Source organism: Microvirga terrae (genome assembly GCF_013307435.2).
Lineage (GTDB): Bacteria > Pseudomonadota > Alphaproteobacteria > Rhizobiales > Beijerinckiaceae > Microvirga > Microvirga terrae.
In genome coordinates this window covers 4,760,001-4,786,070 of sequence record NZ_CP102845.1, presented here as the reverse complement: position 1 = coordinate 4,786,070, position 26,070 = coordinate 4,760,001, and the positions used below count along the sequence as shown (strand labels likewise).

Sequence of the window (26,070 nt, the reverse complement as noted above, 5' to 3'; positions counted from 1 at the left end):
GCGAATCACGGCCGCGTTTCAGCGACTTGGGGGCGATCGATGAACCTTCTCCACGAAGGCTTGGCCTGGATCGAGCCGGCCATTGCGACCTATGGCGTCTGGGCTCTTCTCCTCATCCTCTACTTCGAGTCCTTCGGGGCTCCCTTGCCTGGGGAAAGCGCCCTGATCGCGGCCTCGCTCCTGGCCGCCCGGGGCGATCTCGCCATCGGCCACGTCTTTCTGGCCGCCTGGGCCGGGGCGGTCCTTGGCGACAGCACCGGCTATCTGATCGGCCGGTTCGGAGGGCGGCCCCTTCTGATCCGGTTCGGCTCCCTGGTGAAGCTCACGCCGGACCGGCTGGCCAAACTGGAGCAGACGGTGAAAACCAAAGGGTTCTTCATGGTCCTCACAGCCCGGTTCGTCGTCGTGCTGCGTCAGCTCAACGGTCTCATCGCGGGGTCGACCGGAATGCCCTGGCCCCATTTCGTCGTGGCGAATGCCCTCGGGGCCATGCTCTGGGCCGGGCTGTGGAGCTTCGGTCCCTATGTCTTCACCGATGCGTTCAGGCGGCTGATCTGACAGCCGCGCAACCTGTCAGCGGGTCGGGACGGGCTTCTCGCCCCGGTAATCGTAGAAGCCGCGCTTCGTCTTCCGTCCGAGCCAGCCGGCCTCCACGTACTTCACCAGAAGCGGGCAGGGGCGGTACTTGGAATCGGCCAGGCCCTCGTGCAGCACCTGCATGATCGACAGGCAGGTGTCCAGGCCGATGAAATCCGCGAGCTGGAGCGGGCCCATCGGGTGGTTGGCGCCGAGCCGCATGGCCGTGTCGATGGCCTCCACGGAGCCGACGCCCTCGTAGAGGGTGTAGATCGCCTCGTTGATCATCGGCAGCAGGATCCGGTTGACGATGAAGGCCGGAAAGTCCTCGGAGACCGTGGAGGTCTTGCCGAGCTTGCTGATGAACTCCTTGGCGGATTCGTAGGTCGGATCCTCGGTGGCGATGCCGCGGATCAGCTCGACGAGCTGCATCACCGGTACCGGATTCATGAAGTGGATGCCGATGAACCGTTCCGGCCGGTCGGTGGAGGCGGCAAGCCGCGTGATCGAGATCGACGACGTGTTGGTGGCGAGCATCGCGTCGGGGCGGAGCGACGGGCTGAGATTGGTGAAGATCTTGCGCTTCACCTCCTCGTTCTCGGTCGCGGCCTCGATGACGAGGTCGCAGGTAGCCAGATCGTCATAGGTGCGGGCCGGCTTGATCCGCTCGAGGGCGCCCTGCCGGTCGGCATCGGAGATGGCGCCCTTGGCGACCTGGCGGGCCATGTTGCCGTTGATCGTCGCGAGCCCGGCATTGATCCGATCCTCGGAGAGATCGTTGAGCCGGACGGTGAAACCCGCCAGCGAGCAGACATGGGCGATGCCGCTTCCCATCTGCCCGGCGCCGACAACGCCAACCGTTTTGATCTCAATGCCCATCTGATCCGCTGCCTGCGTTCAATATCGAAAGCGGCCGGGCGGAGAACCCCGCCCGGTCCGTCATTATTCCTGACCTTATTGACCGGCTTTGGTCAACTCCTCCTTCAGTTCCGGCAGGATCTGGAAGAGGTCGCCGACGAGGCCGTAATCCGCCACCTGGAAGATCGGCGCCTCCTCGTCCTTGTTGATCGCCACGATCACCTTGGAATCCTTCATGCCGGCCAGATGCTGAATGGCCCCTGAAATCCCCACCGCGATGTAGAGATCGGGCGCCACCACCTTGCCGGTCTGACCCACCTGCCAGTCGTTGGGCGCATAGCCCGCATCGACGGCCGCGCGCGATGCGCCCATGGCGGCCCCGAGCGTGTCGGCGATGGGCTCGATATACTGCTTGAAGGCGTCGGCCGAGCCGAGCGAGCGCCCGCCCGAGATGATGATCTTCGCCGAGGTCAGCTCGGGCCGGTCCGATTGCTGGATCTCCTCGCCCTTGAAGCTCGACACGCCGGGATCCTCGGCGGCATTCACTGTCTCGATGGCGGCAGAGCCCCCCTCGGCGGCCGCCGGGAAGGCGGCGGTGCGCACGGTGATCACCTTCTTGGCGTCGGTGGCCTGCACGGTCTGGATGGCGTTGCCGGCATAGATCGGCCGCTCGAAGGTGTCGGGCGACACCACCTTGATGATGTCGGAGACCTGCATCACGTCGAGCAGCGCCGCAACGCGGGGCATGACGTTCTTGCCCTTGCTGGTGGCGGGCGCCACCAGGGCATCGTAGGAACCGGCGAGCGACACGATGAGGGCTGCGGTCGGCTCGGCGAGCTGGTGCTCGTAAGCCGGGCCGTCTGCCAGCAGCACCTTCTCGACGCCCTCGAGCCTGGAGGCGGCTTCGGCAGCCGCACGCGCGCTCACGCCGGCCACCAGCACGTGGACAGGGGCGCCCAGCGCCTTCGCGGCCGAGAGCGCCTTGTGGGTAGCGTCCTTCAGGTGAGCGTTGTCGTGCTCGGCGATCAGAAGAGTGGTCATGGTTGGTCTTCTCCCTTAGAGCACGCCGGCTTCGACTTTGAGCTTCTGGACGAGTTCGGCCACGGAGCCCACCTTCACGCCCGCCTTGCGGCCGCCGGGCTCGACGGTCTTGATCACCTTCAGGCGCGGGGCCACGTCGACGCCGAGCGTCTCGGGGCTGGTCTCGTCGAGAGGCTTCTTCTTGGCCTTCATGATGTTGGGAAGCGAAGCATAGCGCGGCTCGTTGAGGCGCAGGTCCGTGGTGACGATGGCCGGCAGCTTGAGGCCCACCGTCTGCAACCCGCCGTCGACCTCGCGGGTCACGTCGATGGAGCCCTCGCCCACGTTCACCTTGAACGCGAAGGTGCCCTGCGGCCAGCCCAGCAGGGCGGCCAGCATCTGGCCGGTCTGGTTGGAATCGTCGTCGATGGCCTGCTTGCCCATGATGACGAGGTCGGGCTTCTCCTGCTCGACCACCTTGGCCAGGATCTTGGCCACGGCGAGCGGCTCCACGGTGGCGTCGGTCTTGACCAGGATGCCGCGGTCGGCCCCCATGGCAAGCGCCGTGCGGATGGTCTCAGCCGATTGCTGCGGGCCGATGGAGACGGCGACGATCTCGGTGGCCTTGCCCTGCTCCTTGAGGCGCACGGCTTCCTCGACGGCGATCTCGTCGAAGGGGTTCATGGACATCTTGATGTTGGCCAGTTCCACGCCCGACCCGTCCGGCTTCACCCGGATCTTCACGTTGTAGTCCACCACCCGCTTCACACACACCAGAAGCTTCATTCGTCTGTCCTCACCAAAGATCGGATCCGGGAGGGGGCCGATGACCAACCCTCCGGACATATAGGAAAAAGGCGGAAGGACCGTAATGGCCGATCCCTGATTGTCAACGCGGCGCTTGCAGTTCCTGCGCCTGGACGCGGGCGAGCACGGGATCGTAGCGGCGGCGCAGGAGAGGGGTGAGAATAGCGCCGACGATGAAGCCGCCAAGATGGGCGAACCAGCCCACGCTGTCGTCCCCGCCGAGGAAGGCCGCGGCGAACTGGAGGACGAACCAGAAGCCGATGGTCCAGTAGGCGGGCAGGTGCAGCGGGATGCCCTTCAGGAACAGGCCCCAGATCTTCACGCGCGGATAGAGGATCAGATAGGCCGCCACCACGCCCGACACGCCGCCCGACGCGCCGATCAGCGGGCGGTGAGGCTCCGTCGTGATGAAGGCATGGGCCAGGCTCGCGGCCATCCCGCAGAGCAGGAAGAACAGGATGAAGCGGAGGTGTCCCATGGCATCCTCCACGTTGTCGCCGAACACCCAGAGGAACAGCATGTTGCCGATCAGGTGAAACAGCGAGCCGTGCAGGAAGATGTTGGTGGCCAGGGTCAGTTCGGCGGGAACGAACGGATAGCCCTCGGGCAGCACTTCCGTGCCGAACAGGACCGACGGGATGAAGCCGAACCCGCCCACCATCGCGTCCTCGCCGAGCGGGCCATAGAAGGTGGCCAGATAGGCGATGACGCAGACGCCGATCAGACACCGTGTCGCGAGCGGCGTCTTCATGTTCTTGAGTGGAACGCCATCGTGAAGCGGTAGAAACATGATCCGCTCCTAAAGCATCGGACCTGAAAGGGGAATCCGCTTTTGGGAGTATTCGCCGCGCTCCTTGCCGCGTGCGGCATCGATCCTCGGGTCGGCCCGACGCGCTAGCGGTTCTGCCCGGGCACCCAGAGCACGTCGAGCGCACCCTTGTCATTCATGGAACGGGAGGCGACGAAAAGAAAGTCGGAGAGGCGGTTCAGGTATTTCACCGATTCCGCAGAAACCTTCTCGTCCGGTCTCTCCATCAGTTCGACCACATGGCGCTCCGCACGGCGGCAAACCGTGCGGGCGAGATGAAGCGCCGCCCCGGCAGGCGTGCCGCCCGGAAGGACGAAGGAGCGCAGGACGGACAGGTCGGCGTTGAGCCGGTCGATCTCCTGCTCGAGACGATCGACCTGCGCCTGCGTGACGCGCAAGGGCTCATAGGGCAGGGGCTTGTCCGTCTCGACTGTCGCCAGATCGGCGCCCAGATCGAACAGGTCGTTCTGAATGCGGCCGAGCATCGCGTCGATGTCGTGGCCGGCCGTATGAAGGCGCACGAGGCCGATGCACGCGTTGGTCTCGTCGACCGTGCCGTATGCCTCGATGCGCAGATCGTATTTCGGGCGGCGTCCGCCGGCAGCCAGCGCCGTAGTGCCCTCGTCGCCGGTGCGGGTGTAGATGCGGTTGAGGACGACCATGGCGGGCCTGACGGTTGGGATTCGGTTAGAACGAATACCCAACCCGCGCGCCGACATTCGTCAAGCCTCTATTCTCGTCCGAGCAGGTGCCGCCGTTCGAGAGATGCTCGACCGTGGCCATCACGCTCCAATTGGCGGACAGGCGCACGCCCACGGAACCCGATTCGCGAAAGAGCGGGGAACATCCGAGTTCCTGGCGATCAGCCATCGGATGATCCTTGCCGTTGTGAACGGCGCCGCCGAAGCTGCCCTCGACGAAGATGTCGGGCGTCACGTCGATGGTCCAGGACAGGCCGGCATAGGCGAAGCTCGTCCGGCCGTCGAAGTTCAGGCTGCCGCCCACATGCGGCCGTGGGATGAAATAGCTGGTGAAAAGGTCCGAGGCGGTAAAGGGCTTCGCAAAAAGGATTTCGCCGGTGAGATTGGCGGAGCCGTCGCGTCCTTCCGGGCCCCACGGATCCTGAGCGGAGAGACCAAAACGGAACTCCGACAGGATGCTTGGTTGGGTCTGGGCCTGGGAGGAACTCGTTTGCCGCTTGAAGTCGGAGCCTAGCACACCTGTCGATCCTGCAACTAGGATCAGAAGGCTCATGCCTATGGCTGGACTGATGCGCATTAAGAGATCCGTAATTCAATAAGTATCAAGGCCACCAGGCTACGCCTTTATGGCTAACGTTGTCTTAATACAAAGCGTGGCGAAAAAGTGTCAATACGGAGGTGTGCGATCCACAATGTGGACAATGGCCGCGGCTTTCCACCAGTGTCCCAACGTCATGCAGCCCGCCACCAGATCACGCCCATGATCACGATGATGGCGAGAAACTGCAGCAGCACGCGCAGTCTCATGAGATGCTGCGACCGATTGGGATTGCCGCCGCGCAGCATGTTGATCAGCCCCAGAAGCAGCACGAACGCGACGGCCACCACCGCGATCGGGACCAGCAGATCGGCAAAACTCGTCATCGTGATTCCATCGAAAGATTCAGGCGACCGTGGCCCGAACCTGCGGGAGAGGCAAGAGGCCTGGCGGCACTAAGTATGGAACGATGCGCAGCCGAGCGACCGATGCTCCGGGGTCAGTTCCGGCGCAGCAGCCGCTCGAAGTAGTCGAGCTCTTCCTGCGGCCGGCTCGGATCGCCCAGCTTGCGCCGCAATTCCTCCAGAATCCGCTGCGCGCGTTGCGCGGGCGACTGGCTGGCGCTCGGCACTTCCACGCGGCCGTCGGAATAGTCCCGGTTGCGCATGGGGCGGCCGAGCGGATCGTTGTCGCGCTGGCCCGTCTGCTGGTTGCCCTGGGGGTTGCCCTGGCCGGGCTGGTCCCCGGCCTGTTCGTTCCCCTGACCGTCGCCCTGCTGCATCTGCTGCATCTGCTGGGCCATGCCCTGCATGCCGCGACGGAGGCTTTCGAGCGCCCGTCCCTGCGCGTCGACCGCAGGACCGTCCTGGCCCTGACCAAGAGCGCCTTCGGCATCGCGCATGGCCTGCTCGGCATCGCCGAGACCCTGCTCGTTCTGCATGCCCATGCCCTGCATGCGCCGCTGCAACTCCTCCAGCCTTTGCCGCAGGGCCTCCTGTCTCTGCTTCAGGCCGAGGGGGTCCTGATCCTGGCCGCCCTGGCCGTTTTCCGCCTGCTCCTGACCGTCGCCCTGTTGGCCTTGCTGGCGCTGTCCCTGTTGGCGCTGGCCCTGACGCTGCCCCTGCTGGCGCTGCCCGTTGCGGTCGCCCTGCTGCATGCGCCGGTTCTGGCCGTCGCGGAAGGTCTCGTCGCGCAGGTTCTGCTGCTCGCGGGCCATGTCCTCCAGGTCCTGCATGGCCTGGTTCATCTCGCGTCCGAGCGGATCGGTCATGCGGCTGTTGGGTTGGGCCGTCTGCAGGTTCTCGAGGATATTGCGCAGCTGCTCGAGCAGGCGCTGGGCCTCGGCCACGTCGCCGCGGCGCATGGCGTCCTCCATCTGGCGTAGCATCCGGTTGAGGTCGTCCTGCGAGATCATCCGGTCGGGCGGCGTGCGCTGGCTCTGGTCCTGCGACTGCTGGTTCTGCTGCATGCGCTGGGCGAATTCCCGCAGGAATTTGTCCATGGCCTGGCGCAACTCGTCGGTCAGGCGCCGGATCTCGTCGTCCGTGGCGCCCCGGTCCATGGCCTCCTTCAGGCGCTCCTGGGCGGCGCGCAGCTCGCGCTCCGCATCGGACAGGTTGCCGTCCTCGATCTGCAGCGCCATGGTCAAGAGCCAGTCGGCCACGTCGAGCAGGTCCTGATCGGTCTTAGCGACCCGCAGGCGCTCCGCACCGGTCCGCAATCCCATGAACACGCCCCATTGCGGGGTATATTCGTCCGGCGCGATGAGCAGGGCGTCGAGAGCCACCTGGACGCGCTTGCGGTCGTCCGGCGCGAGCACCAGGTTGCGCCGCTGCTCGACCAACGCCTTGGCGAGCGGTTTCGTGAAGGGACGCTGCGGCAGGGTGAAGGTGACCGCCTCGCTCAGGGCCTCCTGTCCGGCCTCGTCCTTGGCTTTGAGGCGGATCGTCACGGGGGCGCCCGCCCAGGCATGGTTCGTGAGATCGACCGGGGACTTGGTGTCCGGTGCGTTCTCCTCATGGCTCGGAAGGGCGAGCGTGAGCTGAGGGGCAGGCACCAGGGAGCGCCCCTTGCTGGCGTCGGCCTTCTCGACGATGCCGTCGAGGGACGCGATGCCGTAATCGTCCCGGCCCTTGTAGCTCAGGGTGAAGGTGCCGCGCGCATTGACCTCGGGGGGTGTCGTGAAGGCGATCTCCGGCAGCCGGTCGGGAATGGCCTCGATGGTCAGGGTCACGCTGTGCGCGAAGCCCGTTCTGACCGTCAGCTCGCTCGAGCCGTCGAGGGTGTAGCGCTCCTCGCGCATGTCGGCGCGCTGGTTGGCCTTGGGCGGGAGCAGCGTCAGGCCCTTGCCCGGCGTGACCTCCGCGCTGCCCTCGCCGGCGATCCGGATCACGACGGTCGAATGGATCGGCGCGCGCAGGCTCTGCCCCCGGGCCAGGTCGATCATGAGCGGCGGCGTGCGGGTATAGAGCGGAGGGTCGATCCATCCGTCGATGCGGAACGACGGGGAGGCGGTCTCGACCCTGCGCCAGTCGAAGGCCGCGGCGAGCCGCGAGCCGATCTCGGGCCCGGCGATGAACGCGCTCGTCACCAGGGCGAGAAGCCCTGCGGCGCGCAGGGCATAGCGGTCGCGCTTGGCCATATCGGGCTGCGGCAGGCCGACCCGCATGCGGCCGACGGCATCTTCCGCCCGCTTGCGATGAAGCGCCCACAGGGCCTTGGTGCCGGGATCCGCCGATCCGAGGGCCAGGGTGTCGTCGAGAACGCGGGCCGGACCGTGGGTGAGCCCCGTCTCCCGGTCGAGCCGGTCGAGCGCGCGCGTCCGGCTGGGCATGCGCAGGCGCAGAAGCGGCCAGAGCGACAGGAGGAAAGCGGCTGCGAACAGCCCCAGGCCGATGGTGCGCCACAGGGGCGAGGCGTCGAGCCAGAGGCCAAGCCAGGAGAGGGTCAGAAACAGCAAGACGATGGCGAAGGGCAGCCAGAGCCGGGGCCAGGCCTCCTCCCACCAGAGAGACCAGCGCGCATGAGTGACCAAGCGCCCGAACCGCTGGTTCAGGGGACTGCGCCCAGGCGTCGGGTTCGAGCCGTCGCTCATGCAAAATATCTCCCGCTGCACCGCGCGTGCAGATAACCCCCACCGAAAAAGCTAGCACGCGGACCCCGAATGACCAGCGGTCAATTGGGCGCGGCGCTTCAAGAAGAGGTGACCGGCCATCACCGCTCAGGCTGGCGCCGGATGATGGTCAATCCTTGGAGCGGGACATTGTTCGAGAAGGGCCGCGGATTCCGCACGATGCGGGCCCCGGCTGACGGGAGGCCTCGTCAGCCGAGCCAGCCCGGGACCCGGTCGAGCCCGATCAGCTCGTCATAGGCCGGGCGCGGGCGCACCACCGCGTGATCCTCGCCGCGGACGAGCACCTCGGGCACCAGGGGGCGCGTGTTGTAGGTGCTGGCCTGGACCGCCCCGTAGGCGCCGGCCGTCATGATGGCGATGAGGTCGCCCGCCTTCACGGCCGGCAAGTCGCGGGACAGGGCGAGATAATCGCCGGTCTCGCAGACGGGCCCGACCACGTCGGCGACGATCCGCGGCGCGTCCGGGGCGGCCGCGACGACCGGCTTGATGTCGTGGTGGGCCTCGTAGAGCGTCGGGCGGATGAGATCGTTCATCGCCGCGTCGACGATCACGAAGGGCTTGTCGGCGCCCTGCTTCACGTAGATCACCCGGGCGACGAGCACGCCCGCATTGCCGGCGATCATGCGGCCCATCTCGAACACGAGCTTGAGGCCGAGATCCCTGGTATGGCGCTTGATGATCGCCGCATAGGCCTGCGGATCGGGCGGGGGCTCGTTGTCCTCTCGATAGGGCACGCCGAGGCCGCCGCCGAGATCGATGTGGTGCAGCCGGTGGCCGTCCGCCATCAGGTCGCGGGCGAGTTCGGCGAGGAGCGCGGTCGCGTTGTCGTAGGGGGCCAGATCGGTGATCTGGCTGCCGATATGCATGTCGACGCCGGTGATCTCGATGCCTCTGAGAGCGGCCGCCCGGGCATAAACCTCGCGGGCGCGGGTAATCGGGATGCCGAACTTGTTCTCGGACTTGCCGGTCGAGATCTTGGCGTGGGTCTTGGCGTCCACGTCCGGATTGATGCGCACCGACACGGGAGCGCGCAGGCTCTTCGAGAGCGCGACCTCGGAGAGCGCTTCGAGCTCCGGCTCCGATTCCACGTTGAAGCAAAGGATGCCGCTCTCGAGCGCGAAGGCCATTTCGGCTTTCGTTTTGCCGACGCCGGAGAAGACGATGCGCTCGCCCGGCACGCCGGCTGCGAGCGCGCGGCGAAGCTCGCCCTCGGACACGATATCCATGCCGGCGCCCAGGCGGCCGAGCGTCCGGAGCACGGCCTGGTTGGAATTAGCCTTCATGGCGTAGCAGACCAAGGTGTCCGTATCGGCGAAGGCCTCGGCGAAGACCCGGTAGTGCCGCTCCAGCGTGGCCGAGGAATAGCAATAGAACGGGGTCCCGACCTCGTCCGCGAGGCGGCGCAGATCGACGCCTTCCGCATGGAGGACGCCGTCACGATAGGCGAAATGGTGCATCGAAGAGGCCTAAAGCAGCGGGTCGAGGATAAACGGCTTGTTCGGGATCGTGTAGCCCCGGTTCGCCTGGGAGCGGGGCGTGCCGACCGGAGAGGGCAGGGTGGCGTCGCTCGCCGGGGTCTGCGTCTGGGTCTCGGCCGCCTGCGCCGAGGCGTCCGGCGGCGGCTCGAGCGCGCCGCGACGGCCGCAGGCGGTCAGACCGAGGGCGAGAAGGCCGCAAACCACGATGGCGCGGGGGAAGTTCAGGCTGGACGACATTACAGGCTCCGAAACGTGGCCGCACCATAGCGGCAAGCGGTGCCGGATGCGAGAGGCAAGGTGAGGATTGCAACAGGCTGAGCGCTCAACACTTTCGTGATGGGACGGACGGCCGCGCTCCCGCATTCGGGCTTGAGGCCGGGGCCGAAAAGCGCCACATCACGGCGCATGCCGAACTCATCGAAATCCCGAACAGGCTGGCTCCTCGGTCTCGCGGCTCTCGCGGTCGCTGGGGCCGGTGCGGCCTGGTACGGCCTCTCGCTCCGCGATCCCATGGCGGCGGGGGGTGCCGAATGCCGCGTCTCCAAGCCGACGGCCGAGCGCCTGAAGCCGCTGGCGAGGGGCGAGGTGGCGGCCGTCGGGGTGAGCAATGCCCCGAAGCCGCCGCCGGTGATCGCCTTCACGGGCCCCGAGGGCCAGCCGATGAACCTGTCGGATTTCAAGGGACGGACGATCCTGGTCAATCTCTGGGCGACCTGGTGCGTGCCCTGCCGCGAGGAGATGCCGGCCCTCGACAAGCTGCAGGCCGAGCTCGGCGGCGCCGATTTCCAGGTCGTGGCCATCAATGTGGATACCCGCAACCGCGAGAAGCCGAAGGCCTGGCTGCAGGAGAACGGCATCAGGAACCTGGCCTACCACGCCGATCCCGAGGGCAAGCTCCTGCAGGTGCTGCAGAAATCCGGCCACGTGGTGGGGCTGCCGACCACCTTCGTGGTCGATGCCGCGGGTTGCGAGGTAGCCCTGCTCAAAGGCCCGGCCCAATGGGCCTCGCCCGATGCCGTCACGTTCATGAAGACGGCGTTGGGCCGGTCCTAGACCGGAAGCGCCCCGCCGCCGTCCGGAACGCCGATCGTGCCGGAATAGGCCGGCTTCGACAGGCGCCAGGGACGGTCCATGGCCTGCCTCGCCTCCCTGCGCTCGAGCCGGCGCGGCGTGCCGTCCGCCAGGATCTCCTCGATCACCAGGAAGCCCAGCGCCTGCAGCATGACGGCCGCCATCTTGGTGGCCCGGTCATCGCCCCGGATGGACAGGGAGCCGGCCGCGTAGATGCGCTCCATCAGGCTCCTGGGATGATGCGCCACGGGCGACCGCGGCTTGAAGGCAACGACATTCGTCTCCGGTTCGATCATGGAACAGCCCCTTCTCGCCGCTCCTTCTTATTCTGTGGCGAGCGGCGCTTCTGTTGCATTCAGCACAGTTCATTGTGCCGGAAACTGAGCCGTTTAAGGAATGCGACATAAGACGCCCCTGATCTGCGGAGGGCGCATGAAAAAGGCGGGGCCAAAGCCCCGCCTCGGATCTCTTGAAGGGGAATGCCGGCCTCAGGCGCTCTGCTGGACCGGGATGCCCTTGTCGGCGAAGAGCTGCTGCAGCTCGCCGGCCTGGAACATCTCGCGGGTGATGTCGCAGCCGCCGACGAACTCGCCCTTCACGTAGAGCTGGGGAATGGTCGGCCAGTTGGAATAATCCTTGATGCCCTGGCGGATGGTCTCGTCATCGAGCACGTTGACGCCCTTGTAGGGCACGCCGAGGTAGTTGAGGATCTGGACCACCTGGCCCGAGAACCCGCACATGGGGAATTGCGGCGTGCCCTTCATGAACAGCACGACGTCGTTGGACTTCACTTCGTTGTCGATGATCTGGTTGGCGTCAGCCATGGAATTCTCCTTCGTCCCGACGGTCAAGGCGCCGGGCTCGCGTCTCAATTGTCGGGTGTCACAGTCGTCAATGCAAGGGCATGAAGCACGCCTCCCATGCGTCCTTGCAGCGCTGCATAGACCATCTGGTGCTGCTGCACCCGGGACTTCCCCTTGAAGGCCGAGGAGGTGACGGTGGCGGCATAGTGATCGCCGTCGCCGGCCAGATCCTTGATCTCGACCACCGCGTCCGGCAGGGCGGCTTTGATCATGCTCTCGATGTCATGGGCGTTCATGGGCATGGATCAAACTCCTCAGGACTTGCCGGTCATGTAGTCCGGCAGCCAGGCTTCGTGGGCTGCCTTCAACTGCTTCAGGGATATGGCCTGCCGACCCGGCAGAATCAACGAATCGCCGCCGGTGAGCCCCAGCGTCACGGCCGGGATGCCGACCGCGCCGGCCTCGTAGAGGATGTCGGCCGCCACGTCCTCGTCGACGGCGAGGAGGTAGCGGGCCTGGTCCTCGCCGAACAGGAAGGCATGGAGGGGGAAGCCCTCGGGATAGGCAGTGATCTCGGCCCCCACATGGCCCGCCATGGCCATCTCGGCGAGCGCGAGCGCGATGCCGCCGTCCGAGACGTCGTGCACGGTGGTCACCTGGCCGGAGCGGATCAGCTGGCGCACGAAGTCGCCGTTGCGCTTCTCCAGGGCGAGATCCACCGGCGGGGGAGCGCCCTCCTCGCGGCCGCAGACGTCGCGCAGGTAGATCGACTGGCCAAGCCAGCCCCGGGTGGCCCCGATGAGGAGGATCGCCTCGCCCTCGCGCTTGAACGCGATGGAGGCGTTCACCGTCACGTCGTCGAGGAGCCCGACCCCGCCGATCGCGGGCGTCGGCAGGATGCCCTGGCCGTTGGTCTCGTTGTAGAGCGAGACGTTGCCGGACACGACCGGGAAGTCGAGCGCCTTGCAGGCCTCGCCGATGCCCCGGATGCAGCCGACGAACTGTCCCATGGATTCGGGACGCTCGGGGCTGGCGAAGTTGAGGTTGTCGGTGATCGCCAGCGGCAGGCCGCCGACCGCCGTGATGTTGCGCCAGGCCTCGGCCACCGCCTGCTTGCCGCCCTCGAAGGGGTCGGCCTCGCAGTAGCGTGGCGTCACGTCGGTGGTGAGCGCCAGACCCTTCGGACCGTCCTCGACCCGCACGATGGCGGCGTCGCCGCCCGGCGTCTGGACCGTGTTGCCGAGGATCAGGTGGTCGTACTGCTCCCACACCCAGCGCTTGGAGCACTGGTCCGGCGAGCCGACGAGCTTGAGGAGCGCCTCGGCCTCGGACATGGGAGCCGGCACGCTCTCGGGGGCAATCACGGGCTGCCGGGGGCTTTCCACCCAGGGGCGGTCGTAAAGAGGAGCCTCGTCGCCAAGTTCCTTGATCGGCAGGTCGGCCTTCACCTCGCCCTGGTGTTTGATGACGAAGCGCAGGGTGTCGGTGGTCTTGCCGATGACGGCAAAATCCAGGCCCCACTTGTGGAAGATGGCCTCGGCTTGCTTTTCCATGCCGGGCTTGAGCACCATGAGCATGCGCTCCTGGCTCTCGGAGAGCATCATCTCGTAGGCGGTCATGCCTTCTTCGCGGCAGGGCACCTTGTCGAGGTCGAGCTCGATGCCGAGATTGCCCTTCGCGCCCATTTCGACGGCCGAGCTGGTCAGGCCCGCCGCGCCCATGTCCTGGATGGCGATGACCGCGCCGGATTTCATCAGCTCGAGGCAGGCCTCCAGCAAGAGCTTCTCGGCGAAGGGGTCGCCGACCTGAACGGTGGGGCGCTTCTCCTCCGAGGATTCGTCGAACTCGGCGGACGCCATCGTGGCGCCATGGATCCCGTCGCGGCCGGTCTTCGAGCCGAGATAGACGATCGGGTTCCCGACGCCCGTCGCCTTGGCGTAGAAGATCTCGTCGGTGCGCGCGAGGCCCACCGCCATGGCGTTGACCAGGATGTTGCCGTTGTAGCGCTTGTCGAAGCCCACGCTGCCGCCCACCGTCGGCACGCCGAAGGAATTGCCGTAGCCGCCGATGCCCGCGACCACGCCGGAAACCAGGTGAGGGGTCTTGGGATGGTCTGGCTCGCCGAAGCGCAGGAAGTTGAGTGACGCGATGGGCCGCGCCCCCATGGTGAACACGTCGCGCAGGATGCCGCCGACCCCGGTCGCCGCGCCCTGATAGGGCTCGATGAAGGACGGGTGGTTATGGCTCTCCATCTTGAAGATACAGGCCAGTCCGTCGCCGATATCGATCACGCCGGCGTTCTCGCCCGGACCCTGGATGACCCAGGGAGCCTGCGTGGGCAGGCCGCGCAGGTGGATGCGGGAGGACTTGTACGAGCAGTGCTCGTTCCACATGGCCGACACGATGCCGAGCTCGGTGATGGTCGGCTCGCGGCCGATCAGGTTCACGAAGCGCTCGTATTCGTCCGGCTTCAGCCCGTGCTCCTTGACCAGCTCCGGGGTGATGGCGACGTCGTTGCGGATCATCGGGGTCTCGTAATCTGGAGGGATCAGGCGGCGCGGGGGAAGGACGACACGAGGCTCTCGAACAGGCCGCGGCCGTCGGTGCCCCCCACGAGGTCTTCGATCAGGTTTTCCGGATGGGGCATCATGCCGAGCACGTTGAGCTTCTCGGAATAGATGCCCGCGATGGAGTTCATGGAGCCGTTGCGGTTGGCATCCTGCGTGGTGTGGCCCTGGTGGTCGGAATAGCGGAACGCCACCAGGCCTTCGCCCTCGAGCCGCTTCAGGGTCTCCGCGTCGGCCGTGTAATTGCCCTCGCCATGCGCCACGCAGACGTCGATGGCCTGGCCCTTGGCATAGGCCCGGGTGAAGGCGGTGTCGTTGCGCTCGACCCTCAGGAACTGCCGGTGGCAGATGAACCTGAGATTGGCGTTGCGCATCAGGATGCCGGGGAGAAGCCCGGATTCGCACAGGATCTGGAAGCCGTTGCAGATGCCGAGCACGAGGCCGCCCCGCGCCGCATGGGCGCGCACCGCGTCCATCACGGTGGCGCGGCCGGCGATTGCCCCGCAACGCAGATAATCCCCGTAGGAGAAGCCTCCCGGCAGGACCACGAGATCCGTGCCCTGCGGCAGCTCGGTCTCGGCATGCCAGACCTTCTCCACCTGGGATCCGGCCGATTGGAGCGCCCGCAGCACATCGCCTTCGCGATTGGAGCCGGGGAAGACGATGACGGCAGATTTCATGGGAGCCTCACGCGATCTCGACGCGGTAATTCTCGATGACGGTGTTGGCGAGGAGCTTCTCGCAGGCGGCCTTGAGGGCGGCTTCCGCCTTGGCCTTGTCCGTGGTGCCGAGCTCGATGTCGAAGACCTTGCCCTGGCGCACGCCGTCGATGCCCTCGACGCCGAGCGACTTGAGGGCTCCCTCGATGGCCTTGCCTTGGGGATCGAGAACGCCGTTCTTGAGGGTCACGGTGACACGCGCTTTCATGGGGGCCTCGGGCTGTTAAGATTTGGCCAAGGCCATAAAGAATTTAGCCGCAGGAGACAACGGGCTAGAGCATCGGACCCAGAAGTGATTTTGTACCTTCGGGATTTATCCGATGCTGGATCCCTCAAGCGTCGCATCATCGAAAGCGGAAAACCGGGTCCATTGTTCGCAGATGCGCGAGAGCATGATCCGGTGAAGTGGCTGTCGGTTCAATGCAGGAACATGCGTCAGGCGCGGATTCATGTGCCTAATTCGCGGGCAGCGACGTCCTTGGCCGTCTCGCGCACCGCATCCGGCGCCTCGCCGATCACCAGGACGACCTCGAGATCGGCCCCGGAACGACGCCCGAGCGCGGCCCCGTAGGCCGGCCGCTTGCTGCCATCGGCAGGCGCGAGATCGATCACGAAGCCCGGGTAGGGCGCATCCTTGAGGCGCGCCACGGTGATCCTGGTTCTGACGGGCCTGTCCCGGCCGACCGGCGAGCGCAGCGCCCGGGCCAGTCGCTCCGGATCCTTCAGGAGGGCATCCGTGAGATCCGCATCCTGTCCGGTCAGGCGGATGACGCTCACCGCCAGACCCGGGCCGCATTCGGGCGGGGCGCAGAAGGCCAGGGCCACCGGCTCAGCCCGGTCCTCGGCCAGCCATTTGCGCAGGGGCAGGGCATCCCACGGCCTGTCGGACGGCAGGCCGGCCACCTGGCGGGGAATGTAGCCGCAGCCCACGACGGACAGAGCGAGAGCCAGGATCGGAACGCTGAAACGCAACAGGCGGAAAGGCATGGCCCCATCTATGCGCGAAACAGGCCGGCGGGTCGATGGCTTTCTGTCACGCCGGCCGTTCTTGGCACGGACAATGAGTGGGTGCCGCCGTCCCGATCGCGGACTCCCGCCGTGCCCGCCCACCACGTCATGGCCGGGCTTGTCCCGGCCATCCCGATGCGGTGAGGTGCGGCGCTTCCCGGATCGGGATCACCGGCCCAAGGCCGGTGATGACGTGGGAGTGGTGGACAGGTGTAGGTGCGATGATGTTCTCACTTTGTTCTTGACAGGCGGGGCAAGCTAAGCTATATCGTTGTTCAGATCGGTTCCTGCGAGGGGCGCGCTCGCGAGGCGTCGCAAGTGTGGGAGCCGGCACGGTCCTGCGACAGGCTTCGCACCCCTGGGCGCGCAGGAGGCCGACCTTGGGCTCCGTCCAGCTGGTCCGCCTGAAAAGAACCGTGCGCGACGAGCAGCTTGGCTCTCGCTTATCACCTCAGACATCGAGCCGGGCTGCCACTCGCGCCACCCTCGATCATCCTGAAGGCTCGCAGCCCCACGGCTGCGGGCCTGCAGGTGCTGGCTCTTTGACATCACCACAGATCACAAACCCGCACCGCAGCGTGACGCTCCCCCGTCCCGCCACCCTGCGCCCGTCATGGCCGGCCCTGTGCCGGCCATCCCGATCCGGAAGAGCGCCGCACCTCAAACAAGCGGGATCACCGGCACAGGGCCGGTGATGACCGGGAGAGGGGATCGGGGCGGGCCCACCCCGCCTCACCGCATCGCGATCACCGCCAAAGGGCCGGCGACGACGGGGAGAGGATCAGTGCCGGACCATCCCGATCGGAAAAGCACCGCGCTCTCCCTCGGGACCCGTGCAACGGAAGCCATTGCCCTGAAGGCGTGCCGTGCCCTCCGGCGGCCAATGAAAAAGCCCGGCGCGGCGGCCGGGCTTTGGACGATGGCAGGCACGCGGACCTTACTGCACGAGGCGCGGGCCGCCCGTGACCGGGTTCTCGTTCTCGGACAGGATGCCGAGCCGGCGAGCGACCTCCGTATAGGCCTCGACCAGCCCGCCCATGTCCCGGCGGAACCGGTCCTTGTCGAGCTTGTCCTTGGACTTGATGTCCCAGAGGCGGCACGAATCCGGCGAGATCTCGTCGGCCACGACGATGCGCATCATCTCGCCCTCCCAGAGGCGGCCCGTCTCCAGCTTGAAGTCGACGAGGCGGATGCCGACGCCGAGGAAGAGACCGGACAGGAAGTCGTTGACCCGGATGGCCAGCGCCATGATGTCGTCGATCTCCTGGGGAGAGGCCCAGCCGAAGGCCGTGATGTGCTCCTCGGACACGATCGGGTCGTTGAGGGCGTCGTTCTTGTAATAGAATTCGATGATCGAACGGGGCAGCTGCGTGCCCTCCTCGATGCCGAGGCGGGTCGCCAGTGAGCCGGCGGCCACGTTCCGCACCACCACCTCGAGCGGGATGATCTCCACCTCGCGAATCAGCTGCTCGCGCATGTTCAGGCGGCGGATGAAGTGGGTCGGGATGCCGATATCGTTCAGATGCTGGAACAGGTATTCCGAGATCCGGTTGTTGAGCACGCCCTTGCCGTCGATCACTTCATGCTTCTTGGCATTGAAGGCGGTCGCGTCATCCTTGAAGTGCTGGATGAGCGTTCCGGGTTCCGGGCCCTCATAGAGGACCTTCGCCTTGCCCTCATAGATGCGACGGCGACGATTCATAGGCGTGTACCGTGGTTTGAGAAAATCCATTTGCCGTGGCTCCTGGGGATGGTCATTTTTTAGATCCGCGGCTGGCGTGACGCGCGGCTTTTCACCGGCGCTCCGCTTGAAGGGGCAACCTATCCGATCCCTCGGGCAAGCACAACGCGGGGAGACAGGCTGCAATCCTGCAACCTGATGAAAGCACCGTTGGAGAGATGGGGTGTGTCTGGCGGCAGCGCGAGTGCGCCCTTATATCGCATAAGGAAAAGCCAGGAGGACAGGACCCGTGACCACGTTCAACGACCGCGAGGAAGCCTTTGAGAAGCAGTTCGCCCTTGACGAGGAGAACCGCTTCAAGGCGACCGCGCGTCGCAACAAGCTCCTGGGCTTCTGGGTAGCCGAGCGTCTGGGCAAGTCCGGCGCCGAGGCGGAGGCCTATGCCAGGAGCATCGTCCTGGCCGATTTCCACGAGCCCGGGGACGCGGACGTGATCCGCAAGGCGCATCAGGATCTGAGCGCTGCCGGGCAGCCGCTGGACGAGACTGCCCTCAGGGCCAAGCTTGGCCAGTTGATGGCTCAGGCCGTCGAGGAGATCAAAGCGGGGCGCTGATGCCCGTCAGGCGACCGCTGGCTCCGGCCGGCGCCGAAGAACCGTTGCAGCAGAGGGGCATCATGCCGACCCACCCTTCGTTCCCCGAGCGGCTGAAAGCCGGCTCTTCCCTTCTGACGGCATGGTGCGGCCTGCCGGATCCTTCCGTGGCCGGCATCCTGGCCCGGGAGGCGTTCGATGCCGTCGTCCTGGACATGCAGCACGGCGCCATCGATTTCACCGCCGCGCTCCAGGCCGTGCCCCTGGTCGCCGCTGCCGGGAAGCCGGCCCTGGTCCGTCTCCCCGTGGGAGATTTCGCCACAGCCTCGCGTTTCCTCGACGCCGGCGGGATGGGAGCGATCGCCCCGATGATCAACTCCGTCGAGGATGCAAGGCGCTTCGCCGGCTTCATGAAGTTCCCGCCCATGGGCGAGCGCAGCTGGGGCGCCTATGGGGCCCTCCCGCTGACCGGGATGGAGCCGGGGGATTACCTGCAGAGGGCCAACGACCTGACCGTCGCCTTCGCCATGGTGGAGACCCGCGAGGCCTTGGCTATCGTCGACGACATCCTGGCCGTGCCTGGAATCGACGGGGTCTTCGTCGGCCCCTCGGACCTGTCGATCGCCCTGGCCGGAGGGGCGGGCGTCAACCCCACCGGGGCCGAAGTCGAGAAGGCCCTGGATCATGTGCTCGCCCGGGCAAAGGCGGCCAACAAGGTAGCCGCCATCTATACGCAGTCTGGAGCCCGCGCGGCGGAGCTGTCCGCCAAGGGGTTCCATATGGTGTCCATCGGCAACGACATCGCCATGCTCCGGTCCGGCGCCCACGCAGCCCTCACGGCCGCACGGGCCTAGTGGCCTTCAGGGGAGGGGAGGCTGAGGCGGCCGACGTCCCGGTCAGGCGGGAGCGCCCTCCCGGGATTTGACCATGCGGTAGTAGGCCCAGAGCATCTTGGCCGCGACTCCCCGCCATGGACGCCATCGCTCGGCCAGGGCGGTCAGGGTTCTGGCGTCCGGCCGCGCTTCGAGCCCGTATGCGAGGCGGGCCGCTTCCTGCACGGCCAGATCCCCGCTTGGAAAGGCGTCCGGATGGCCAAGGCAGAAGAGCAGGTAGACGTCCGCCGTCCAGGGGCCGATCCCCTTCACCCGTGTCAGGAGATCGTGAGCCTCCCCGGCCGGCCGATTCTGCAACCCGTCGAGGGGAAGCCGGCCCGCCACGATCTCCGTCGCCAGGGCCCGCAGGGTCCGGACCTTTCCGGCCGACAATCCAGCCGCGCGGAGATCCTCGTCGGAAAGGCGGAGAAGAACGTCCGGCCCCGGAGGTTCGAGGATCTGCCTGAGGCGGGTCCAGATGGCAGCGGCGCTGGCGGTCGAAACCTGCTGGCCGACGACGATCCAGGCCAGGCCCTCGAAGCCGGGCGGCCGTTTGCGCAGGAGCGGCGTGACCCCGCTGGCGGCCAGCTTCGCCATGACGGGATCCGCCCGTACCAGTTCGCCCAAGCCCCTCTTGAGAACCGCATCCGTTTCGAGGAGGGTGGTCATTCCTTCGTGTTCCTTCTCGTCCTGCAGGCTCCCGTGACGAAGCCCGTTTTCCGATTCGCTCCGAGCCCGAACGGGCGGCTTCACCTGGGCCATGCCTATTCGGCCCTGCTCAATGCCGATTTCGCCCGCCGATTCGGCGGCCGCCTCCTCCTGCGCATCGAGGATATCGATATCACACGATGCCGGCCCGACTTCGAGGCGGCCATCTATGAGGATCTTGCCTGGCTCGGTCTGCAATGGGAGACGCCGGTGCGGCGCCAGTCCGAACATTTCGCGGATTATCGAACCGCCTTCCTGAGGCTGAGGGGGAGGGGCGTCGCGTATCCCTGCTTCTGCAGCCGCAAGGACATCATGCAGGCCGTCGCCTGCCGGGAGGCGGAGAGCGGCCGGGACTGGCCGCGAGATCCGGACGACGCGCCGCTTTATCCGGGCACCTGCCGGGACCTGCCCGCCGCAGAGGCCGAGCGCCGGATCGCAGCCGGCGAGCCCCAGGCCTGGCGCCTCGACAGGGCGGCGGCCCAGAGGCTCCTGCCGGGGCCGCATGCTTTCGGGCGGTTCGACCGGGACGGCCGCGAGGAGACGGTCGCGGCGATTCCCTGGCGCTGGGGCGACACAGTGATCGTGCGCAAGGAAACCCCGACGAGCTATCATCTCTCCGTGGTGGTGGACGATGCCCTCCAGGGCGTCACCCATGTGGTGCGCGGGCAGGATCTCGAAGCCGCGACCGATCTCCACGTGCTGCTTCAGGCTCTGCTCGCATTGCCGACGCCCCTCTATCACCACCATGGACTGGTGCGCGATCCCACCGGGGACAAGCTGGCCAAGAGCCGGCAATCGCAAGCCCTGTCGGAACTGCGCGCCGACGGCGTGACCCCGCAGGAAATCCGGCGGCGGCTCGGCTTCTAAAACATCGTTGAGCGGGGATCCGAAGAGCAGCGTGAGCGAAAACCGGCTCTGCCTTTTCCGCACGATGCGCCGGCGTAGGTCCGCCTCAGCCCACGCCGAGCACGGAGAGCCAGACGAGCGTCGTGCCCAAGGCGAGGAACGTCGACAGGGTGATGGCGCTCGACGCGAGAGCAACGCCTTCCCCGTACCGCTCCGCGAAGAGATAAGCGTTGATCCCGGACGGGCATGAGGCGAAGAGCACCGCGACGCCAGCCCAGACCGGCGGCATGGCGAACACCTTTGTGGCCAGCACCAGCACGATCAAGGGATGAAGCACGAGCTTCAGGAAGGAGATCGCGGCCGGGAGCTTCCAGCCCGTCTGGAGGCCATAGCGGCGCAGCGCGATGCCCATGGAGATGAGGGCGCAGGGAACCGCCGCGCTCGCCAGGAGATCCATGACCTGCCAGGCGGGAGCCGGCACATGGGCGGCGATCGGGCGGCAGGCGGAGCCCGCCAGAATCCCGACCACGATGGGATGGGTCAGGAGGCGGCGCAGGACGAGGGCCGGCGAAGCCTGGCGTCCCTCGGCCAGGACCGTCGCCAGGGTCATCGTGACGGGCAGATGGACGGCGATCAGGAGGAAGAGCGGAACCGCGCCCTCGTCCCCGTAGGCCTTGAGGATTATCGGAACGCCGACGAAGACGGTGTTCGCCTGGCCGGCCGAGAAGCCGGCGACGACGCCAGAAATCCCCTTGATCCCGAAGAAGCGCCGCCCGATCACCGTGGCCAGGAGCCAGACGACGGCAACCCCGACGAAATAGGAGATCCAGTAGCCCCAGGGCTGAACGTCCGGGATCTCGGCGTGTACGAGGGTCCGGAAGATCAGGCACGGCAGGGACAGGGTGAAGACGAATTCGGACAGGCCTTCGCCGGCCCGCTCGGAAATGAGGCCCGTCTGGCGCGCGACATAGCCGATGCCGATCAGGCCGAAGACCGGCAGGACGATCCCGAGAAGCTCGAGCATGGGGCTCTATCGGAGCTCGGCCCGCTGGGAAAGAGTGGCCGAGGCGACGCTGTGGGACATCAGTTCGTCGACCTGCTCACGCTGGCGCTTGAAATCCACCAGCCCGCGGCCCTCGAGCTCCCGTCCGCGCGGCAGGCGGATCTTGAGAGGATCGACGAAGCTGCCGTTGATAAGCACCTCGTAGTGGAGATGAGGGCCGGTCGACAGACCCGTGCTGCCCAGGTAACCGATGACCTGACCCTGCCGGACCCTGATGCCGGACGCCATGTTCTTGGCAAAGCCCGACATGTGGGAATAGGTCGTCACATAGCCGTTCGCGTGCTGGATCTCGATATGACGTCCGTAACCCGATTTCCAGTCGGCGAAGCGGATGGTGCCGTTGCCGGCAGCCAGGATCGGGGTGCCCACCTTGTTGGCCCAGTCGATGCCCGTATGCGGCCGCGAATAGCCCAGGATCGGATGGAAGCGCGATCCGAAACCCGAGCGAAGAATGCCATCGGAGATGGGCTTGCGGATTAGGAACTTCTTGAGGGAGCGCCCGGATTCGTCGAAGAAGTCGACCGTGCCGTCCTCGCCCTGATAGCGGTAGACGCGGCGGGCTTCCCCGGCCACCGTCAGGGCGGCATAAAGGACCTCGGGCGTGCCGTTCTCGTCGTCGGAGCCATAGAAAATCTCGAAGGAATCGCCCTGCGAGACCCGGCGCTGAAAATCCACGTCGTAGCCGAAGATGCGCACCAGCTCGTCCACGGTCTGGCGGGGCAGCTCGTTCTTGAGCGCCGTTTCGTAGAGGCTCTCGTAGAGCCGCACGCCGCGCCGATCGTCGTCCTCTTCTTCCTCCTCCGAGGCTTCGGCAACCTGGCGGTTCCTCTCGTCGGCCGGCGGCGTGACCGACACGAAGACGCCGCGGTCGTTGGCTGCGGCGATTCCCTCGATACCCCGCTCTCCCAGGGTGATCACCCGGACGATCTGCCGGGGATCGCCGAGCCGGGGGCCGGGGGCGATGAGAATGCGCAGCCTCTGGCCCTCGGTCAGACCCTCGACCTTGATCCGGGCGGCCAGAACCGTCGTGATTGCGGCGATCTGCTCGGGGGTGCCTCCGTAGCTGCGCAGGACCGTCTCGAGGGTCTCTCCCTTCTTGAGAACCACCTCGCGCTCCTCGACGAGCGGCGCCATGGCCTTCTGCTCGATCTTGGGAAGCTCGGTTACGTTCTCAGGCACGACGCGAACCTCGATCGTGCTGAAGGGTGCGTCCACGACACGGGCATATCCCAGGGCGTCCCCCAGCCCTTCCGGCTGCCGCAGGGTCCGGGACAGCATCTGCTGGGCGGGGATCGGCACCGAGGTCCGGCGCCCCGCATCGTTGAAGACCCGTCGCTCCTCCTCCAGGATCGCAAGCACGTCGCCGTCGGTCAGGGACGGGGCGCTCGCCGCGATGGCCACCGAGGCGAGATCGCGCCTGAGGACCGACACGTCCGCATCCGCAACCTCCGGGGTGGGCTCGACGCGTTGCTCGTCCATTCCTTCCGCGAAGAGGCGCAGAGGATTGAAGGCTGGGATGTCGGCCGCGTAGCTTCCGGCGCTCAGGGAGAGATTCGTGGCGATGCGGACGAAGTTGCGGACCTTGATCGCCTCGCGCTCTCCGATGCGGATCGTCATCGGGGCCTTGAAGCTCTGGCGTGCGGACGAGGTCTGCTCCGTCATGTTGAGCCGGTCGGCCTTGCGGGCCACGTTCGAGGTCCGCTCTTCGATGCTTGCCGATGGAGTCCGGCCGTTGAGCGCGGCCCGCTCCGGAGGAAGGGTGGAGGTCGTTGCCCCTTCGAGGGCGATGTAGATGGAGGCCCCGATCAGGACGGCGCCCGTCACGCCGGTCAGGACACTGGCGCCCAGCCAGCGGAGGTTCACTTCCCACTTGTCGATCTCGGGCGCCGCATGGCCGCTGGTATTGAGCGGAGGTTCGTGTCCGAGATCGATGCCGGACGACAGACGCGAAGCTTCCTTTCGGGAGCTCTTGGCATGGCTGTCATCAGGGGGGAGAGCGGTCATGATCTCTGTCTGGCATGAAGGAGGTGGGTTGCTGTCACAGACACCAGAGGCCATCTAGCACAAGAGACGACAACCGCACAGACTAATAGACAAGCTTGCAGAGGGCGCGCCAACTCTCCGAGGATAGAGGGTGCGGAAACGGACGCCCGCCGCGGCTCTGCTTCAGGCCGCACTGTGTCGGCAGTGAGGCAGGGGCGGAAAAAACCTGTGCGAGGGGAGTGCCGGAAACCCCGCAGGATGGCCTGTCAAAAAACTTTCACGAAGCACGTTGACAGGCCCGCGAGGTTCGGCCTATATACCCCCCATCGACGCCGCCGCTGACGCGAACGGCGCCCAGATCTTCCTCAGAAACCGGGCTGTTGGGCCCGACTTCGGTCGGGAACAAGCGCTGTTCTGCGGAGGTCTGTTTTTATCGGTCGCATCGGAAGATGTGTTGCTCTTTGACATTGTTGAGAGGGAAGAGAAGCGTAGGCGGCGGTGTCCTTGCGCCGGTCCTTTGGGGCCGGATGGAATGAACATCGACCTGATCTATGCTTTGGTGAGTACACCGCTTCAGTGGCAACGCTGGAGATGGAGGTGCTCTGTCAATTTGCGTAGTGACATAGTCGAGATCAAATTCTTCAACTTGAGAGTTTGATCCTGGCTCAGAACGAACGCTGGCGGCAGGCTTAACACATGCAAGTCGAACGCATCCTTCGGGGTGAGTGGCAGACGGGTGAGTAACGCGTGGGAACGTGCCCTTCAGTTCGGAATAACCCAGGGAAACTTGGGCTAATACCGGATACGTGCGAGAGCAGAAAGATTTATCGCTGAAGGATCGGCCCGCGTCTGATTAGCTAGTTGGTGAGGTAATGGCTCACCAAGGCGACGATCAGTAGCTGGTCTGAGAGGATGATCAGCCACATTGGGACTGAGACACGGCCCAAACTCCTACGGGAGGCAGCAGTGGGGAATATTGGACAATGGGCGCAAGCCTGATCCAGCCATGCCGCGTGAGTGATGAAGGCCTTAGGGTTGTAAAGCTCTTTCAGTGGGGACGATAATGACGGTACCCGCAGAAGAAGCCCCGGCTAACTTCGTGCCAGCAGCCGCGGTAATACGAAGGGGGCTAGCGTTGTTCGGAATCACTGGGCGTAAAGGGCGCGTAGGCGGCTTTGTAAGTCGGGGGTGAAAGCCTGTGGCTCAACCACAGAATTGCCTTCGATACTGCATGGCTTGAGACCGGAAGAGGTTAGTGGAACTGCGAGTGTAGAGGTGAAATTCGTAGATATTCGCAAGAACACCAGTGGCGAAGGCGGCTGACTGGTCCGGTTCTGACGCTGAGGCGCGAAAGCGTGGGGAGCAAACAGGATTAGATACCCTGGTAGTCCACGCCGTAAACGATGAATGCCAGCCGTTGGCGAGCTTGCTCGTCAGTGGCGCAGCTAACGCTTTAAGCATTCCGCCTGGGGAGTACGGTCGCAAGATTAAAACTCAAAGGAATTGACGGGGGCCCGCACAAGCGGTGGAGCATGTGGTTTAATTCGAAGCAACGCGCAGAACCTTACCAGCCTTTGACATGTCCCGTATGGATCCTGGAGACAGGGTTCTTCAGTTCGGCTGGCGGGAACACAGGTGCTGCATGGCTGTCGTCAGCTCGTGTCGTGAGATGTTGGGTTAAGTCCCGCAACGAGCGCAACCCTCGCCCTTAGTTGCCATCATTCAGTTGGGCACTCTAAGGGGACTGCCGGTGATAAGCCGAGAGGAAGGTGGGGATGACGTCAAGTCCTCATGGCCCTTACGGGCTGGGCTACACACGTGCTACAATGGCGGTGACAAAGGGCAGCGAACCCGCGAGGGGGAGCTAATCCTTAAAAGCCGTCTCAGTTCAGATTGCACTCTGCAACTCGAGTGCATGAAGGCGGAATCGCTAGTAATCGTGGATCAGAACGCCACGGTGAATACGTTCCCGGGCCTTGTACACACCGCCCGTCACACCATGGGAGTTGGTCTTACCCGACGGCGCTGCGCCAACCGCAAGGGGGCAGGCGACCACGGTAGGGTCAGCGACTGGGGTGAAGTCGTAACAAGGTAGCCGTAGGGGAACCTGCGGCTGGATCACCTCCTTTCTAAGGATGTTCTCTTACTGGGGGCATCTGTTCGTCTCGAACAGGCTGTCGCTCATATCGGAACACTTGGAACAATAGGGTCAGTCAGACCCTGCTATGCGGGACGCTG

26 protein-coding genes and 1 rRNA gene are annotated in these 26,070 nt (G+C 65.7%); 6 read left to right on the top strand and 21 right to left on the bottom strand.

Annotated elements, in window-relative coordinates; translation table 11 throughout:
• Positions 1-60 precede the first annotated feature (60 nt).
• On the top strand, positions 61-558 hold the full coding sequence (locus tag HPT29_RS22485) for a DedA family protein (protein WP_173946717.1): 498 nt from the start codon (positions 61-63) through the stop codon (positions 556-558).
• Between the two features lie 15 nt (positions 559-573).
• Here HPT29_RS22485 and HPT29_RS22480 read toward each other — a convergent pair whose 3' ends face one another.
• From HPT29_RS22480 to lptM, 10 genes are all read right to left on the bottom strand, one after another.
• Positions 574-1,455, bottom strand: coding sequence for a 3-hydroxybutyryl-CoA dehydrogenase (locus tag HPT29_RS22480; RefSeq protein ID WP_173946698.1), 882 nt, complete (start codon positions 1,453-1,455; stop codon positions 574-576).
• Positions 1,456-1,530: 75 nt separating this feature from the next.
• Positions 1,531-2,475: an electron transfer flavoprotein subunit alpha/FixB family protein gene (locus HPT29_RS22475; RefSeq protein WP_173946699.1), complete on the bottom strand. Its 945-nt coding sequence runs from the start codon at positions 2,473-2,475 to the stop codon at positions 1,531-1,533.
• Positions 2,476-2,490: 15 nt separating this feature from the next.
• A complete protein-coding gene (locus tag HPT29_RS22470) occupies positions 2,491-3,240 on the bottom strand; it encodes an electron transfer flavoprotein subunit beta/FixA family protein (RefSeq protein WP_173946700.1) in 750 nt (249 codons plus the stop codon).
• A 103-nt stretch (positions 3,241-3,343) separates the two neighbouring features.
• On the bottom strand, positions 3,344-4,051 hold the full coding sequence (locus tag HPT29_RS22465) for a rhomboid family intramembrane serine protease (protein ID WP_173946701.1): 708 nt from the start codon (positions 4,049-4,051) through the stop codon (positions 3,344-3,346).
• A gap of 104 nt (positions 4,052-4,155) precedes the next feature.
• Positions 4,156-4,731 (bottom strand): cob(I)yrinic acid a,c-diamide adenosyltransferase, encoded by a 576-nt coding sequence (locus HPT29_RS22460; RefSeq protein WP_173946702.1) that lies wholly within the window; start codon positions 4,729-4,731, stop codon positions 4,156-4,158.
• Positions 4,732-4,756: 25 nt separating this feature from the next.
• Positions 4,757-5,347 carry an acyloxyacyl hydrolase gene (locus HPT29_RS22455; RefSeq protein ID WP_173946703.1) on the bottom strand — a complete coding sequence of 197 codons (591 nt, stop codon included), beginning with the start codon at positions 5,345-5,347 and terminating at the stop codon, positions 4,757-4,759.
• A gap of 155 nt (positions 5,348-5,502) precedes the next feature.
• Positions 5,503-5,694 (bottom strand): twin transmembrane helix small protein, encoded by a 192-nt coding sequence (locus tag HPT29_RS22450; protein WP_173946704.1) that lies wholly within the window; start codon positions 5,692-5,694, stop codon positions 5,503-5,505.
• Between the two features lie 113 nt (positions 5,695-5,807).
• Positions 5,808-8,402, bottom strand: coding sequence for a TIGR02302 family protein (locus tag HPT29_RS22445; protein ID WP_173946705.1), 2,595 nt, complete (start codon positions 8,400-8,402; stop codon positions 5,808-5,810).
• A gap of 227 nt (positions 8,403-8,629) precedes the next feature.
• A complete protein-coding gene (gene lysA, locus HPT29_RS22440) occupies positions 8,630-9,898 on the bottom strand; it encodes a diaminopimelate decarboxylase (RefSeq protein ID WP_173946706.1) in 1,269 nt (422 codons plus the stop codon).
• Positions 9,899-9,907: 9 nt separating this feature from the next.
• A complete protein-coding gene (gene lptM / locus HPT29_RS22435; protein WP_173946707.1) occupies positions 9,908-10,156 on the bottom strand; it encodes an LPS translocon maturation chaperone LptM in 249 nt (82 codons plus the stop codon).
• Between the two features lie 168 nt (positions 10,157-10,324).
• On the opposite strand from lptM, the gene tlpA reads away from it, so the two are divergent.
• Complete coding sequence (tlpA, locus tag HPT29_RS22430; protein WP_173946708.1) at positions 10,325-10,972, top strand: thiol:disulfide interchange protein TlpA; 648 nt, start codon at positions 10,325-10,327, stop codon at positions 10,970-10,972.
• Here tlpA and HPT29_RS22425 read toward each other — a convergent pair.
• The 8 genes from HPT29_RS22425 to purC all read right to left on the bottom strand — a co-directional run bounded on the left by HPT29_RS22425 (position 10,969) and on the right by purC (position 17,819).
• A complete protein-coding gene (locus tag HPT29_RS22425) occupies positions 10,969-11,286 on the bottom strand; it encodes a hypothetical protein (protein ID WP_173946709.1) in 318 nt (105 codons plus the stop codon). The two genes, tlpA and HPT29_RS22425, sit on opposite strands and share 4 nt — an antisense overlap.
• 192 nt (positions 11,287-11,478) lie before the next feature.
• Positions 11,479-11,814 (bottom strand): Grx4 family monothiol glutaredoxin, encoded by a 336-nt coding sequence (gene grxD / locus HPT29_RS22420; protein ID WP_173946710.1) that lies wholly within the window; start codon positions 11,812-11,814, stop codon positions 11,479-11,481.
• Positions 11,815-11,858: 44 nt separating this feature from the next.
• The gene (locus HPT29_RS22415) at positions 11,859-12,095 is read right to left on the bottom strand and encodes a BolA family protein (protein ID WP_173946711.1); all 237 of its coding nucleotides are present in this window, start codon (positions 12,093-12,095) and stop codon (positions 11,859-11,861) included.
• Between the two features lie 12 nt (positions 12,096-12,107).
• Entirely contained in the window at positions 12,108-14,318 is a 2,211-nt protein-coding gene (purL, locus tag HPT29_RS22410) for a phosphoribosylformylglycinamidine synthase subunit PurL (RefSeq protein WP_173946712.1), read from the bottom strand.
• 23 nt (positions 14,319-14,341) lie between these two features.
• Positions 14,342-15,040 (bottom strand): phosphoribosylformylglycinamidine synthase subunit PurQ, encoded by a 699-nt coding sequence (gene purQ, locus HPT29_RS22405; protein ID WP_173946713.1) that lies wholly within the window; start codon positions 15,038-15,040, stop codon positions 14,342-14,344.
• A gap of 7 nt (positions 15,041-15,047) precedes the next feature.
• Entirely contained in the window at positions 15,048-15,287 is a 240-nt protein-coding gene (purS, locus tag HPT29_RS22400; protein WP_173946714.1) for a phosphoribosylformylglycinamidine synthase subunit PurS, read from the bottom strand.
• 239 nt (positions 15,288-15,526) lie between these two features.
• Positions 15,527-16,066: a hypothetical protein gene (locus tag HPT29_RS22395; protein ID WP_173946715.1), complete on the bottom strand. Its 540-nt coding sequence runs from the start codon at positions 16,064-16,066 to the stop codon at positions 15,527-15,529.
• Positions 16,067-17,024: 958 nt separating this feature from the next.
• Positions 17,025-17,819: a phosphoribosylaminoimidazolesuccinocarboxamide synthase gene (gene purC, locus HPT29_RS22390; RefSeq protein WP_173945090.1), complete on the bottom strand. Its 795-nt coding sequence runs from the start codon at positions 17,817-17,819 to the stop codon at positions 17,025-17,027.
• A gap of 238 nt (positions 17,820-18,057) precedes the next feature.
• Here purC and HPT29_RS22385 point away from each other — a divergent pair, with 238 nt between their 5' ends.
• Together HPT29_RS22385 and HPT29_RS22380 are read left to right on the top strand one after the other, a co-directional pair.
• Positions 18,058-18,381: a DUF1476 domain-containing protein gene (locus HPT29_RS22385; protein WP_173945089.1), complete on the top strand. Its 324-nt coding sequence runs from the start codon at positions 18,058-18,060 to the stop codon at positions 18,379-18,381.
• A 62-nt stretch (positions 18,382-18,443) separates the two neighbouring features.
• On the top strand, positions 18,444-19,214 hold the full coding sequence (locus HPT29_RS22380) for an HpcH/HpaI aldolase family protein (protein ID WP_173945088.1): 771 nt from the start codon (positions 18,444-18,446) through the stop codon (positions 19,212-19,214).
• Between the two features lie 42 nt (positions 19,215-19,256).
• Here HPT29_RS22380 and HPT29_RS22375 read toward each other — a convergent pair whose 3' ends face one another.
• Positions 19,257-19,901 carry a DNA-3-methyladenine glycosylase family protein gene (locus HPT29_RS22375; protein ID WP_173945087.1) on the bottom strand — a complete coding sequence of 215 codons (645 nt, stop codon included), beginning with the start codon at positions 19,899-19,901 and terminating at the stop codon, positions 19,257-19,259.
• Between the two features lie 33 nt (positions 19,902-19,934).
• On the opposite strand from HPT29_RS22375, the gene gluQRS reads away from it, so the two are divergent.
• Positions 19,935-20,807, top strand: a complete 873-nt coding sequence (gene gluQRS / locus HPT29_RS22370) for a tRNA glutamyl-Q(34) synthetase GluQRS (RefSeq protein ID WP_173945091.1) — start codon at positions 19,935-19,937, stop codon at positions 20,805-20,807.
• 85 nt (positions 20,808-20,892) lie between these two features.
• Here the strand turns inward: gluQRS and HPT29_RS22365 are convergent, their stop codons facing one another.
• Both HPT29_RS22365 and HPT29_RS22360 read right to left on the bottom strand, forming a co-directional pair.
• Complete coding sequence (locus HPT29_RS22365) at positions 20,893-21,810, bottom strand: AEC family transporter (RefSeq protein ID WP_173945086.1); 918 nt, start codon at positions 21,808-21,810, stop codon at positions 20,893-20,895.
• 6 nt (positions 21,811-21,816) lie between these two features.
• The gene (locus HPT29_RS22360) at positions 21,817-23,853 is read right to left on the bottom strand and encodes a M23 family metallopeptidase (protein WP_173945085.1); all 2,037 of its coding nucleotides are present in this window, start codon (positions 23,851-23,853) and stop codon (positions 21,817-21,819) included.
• A 621-nt stretch (positions 23,854-24,474) separates the two neighbouring features.
• On the opposite strand from HPT29_RS22360, the gene HPT29_RS22355 reads away from it, so the two are divergent.
• Positions 24,475-25,961 (top strand): 16S ribosomal RNA (locus HPT29_RS22355).
• The last annotated feature ends 109 nt before the right edge of the window (positions 25,962-26,070 follow it).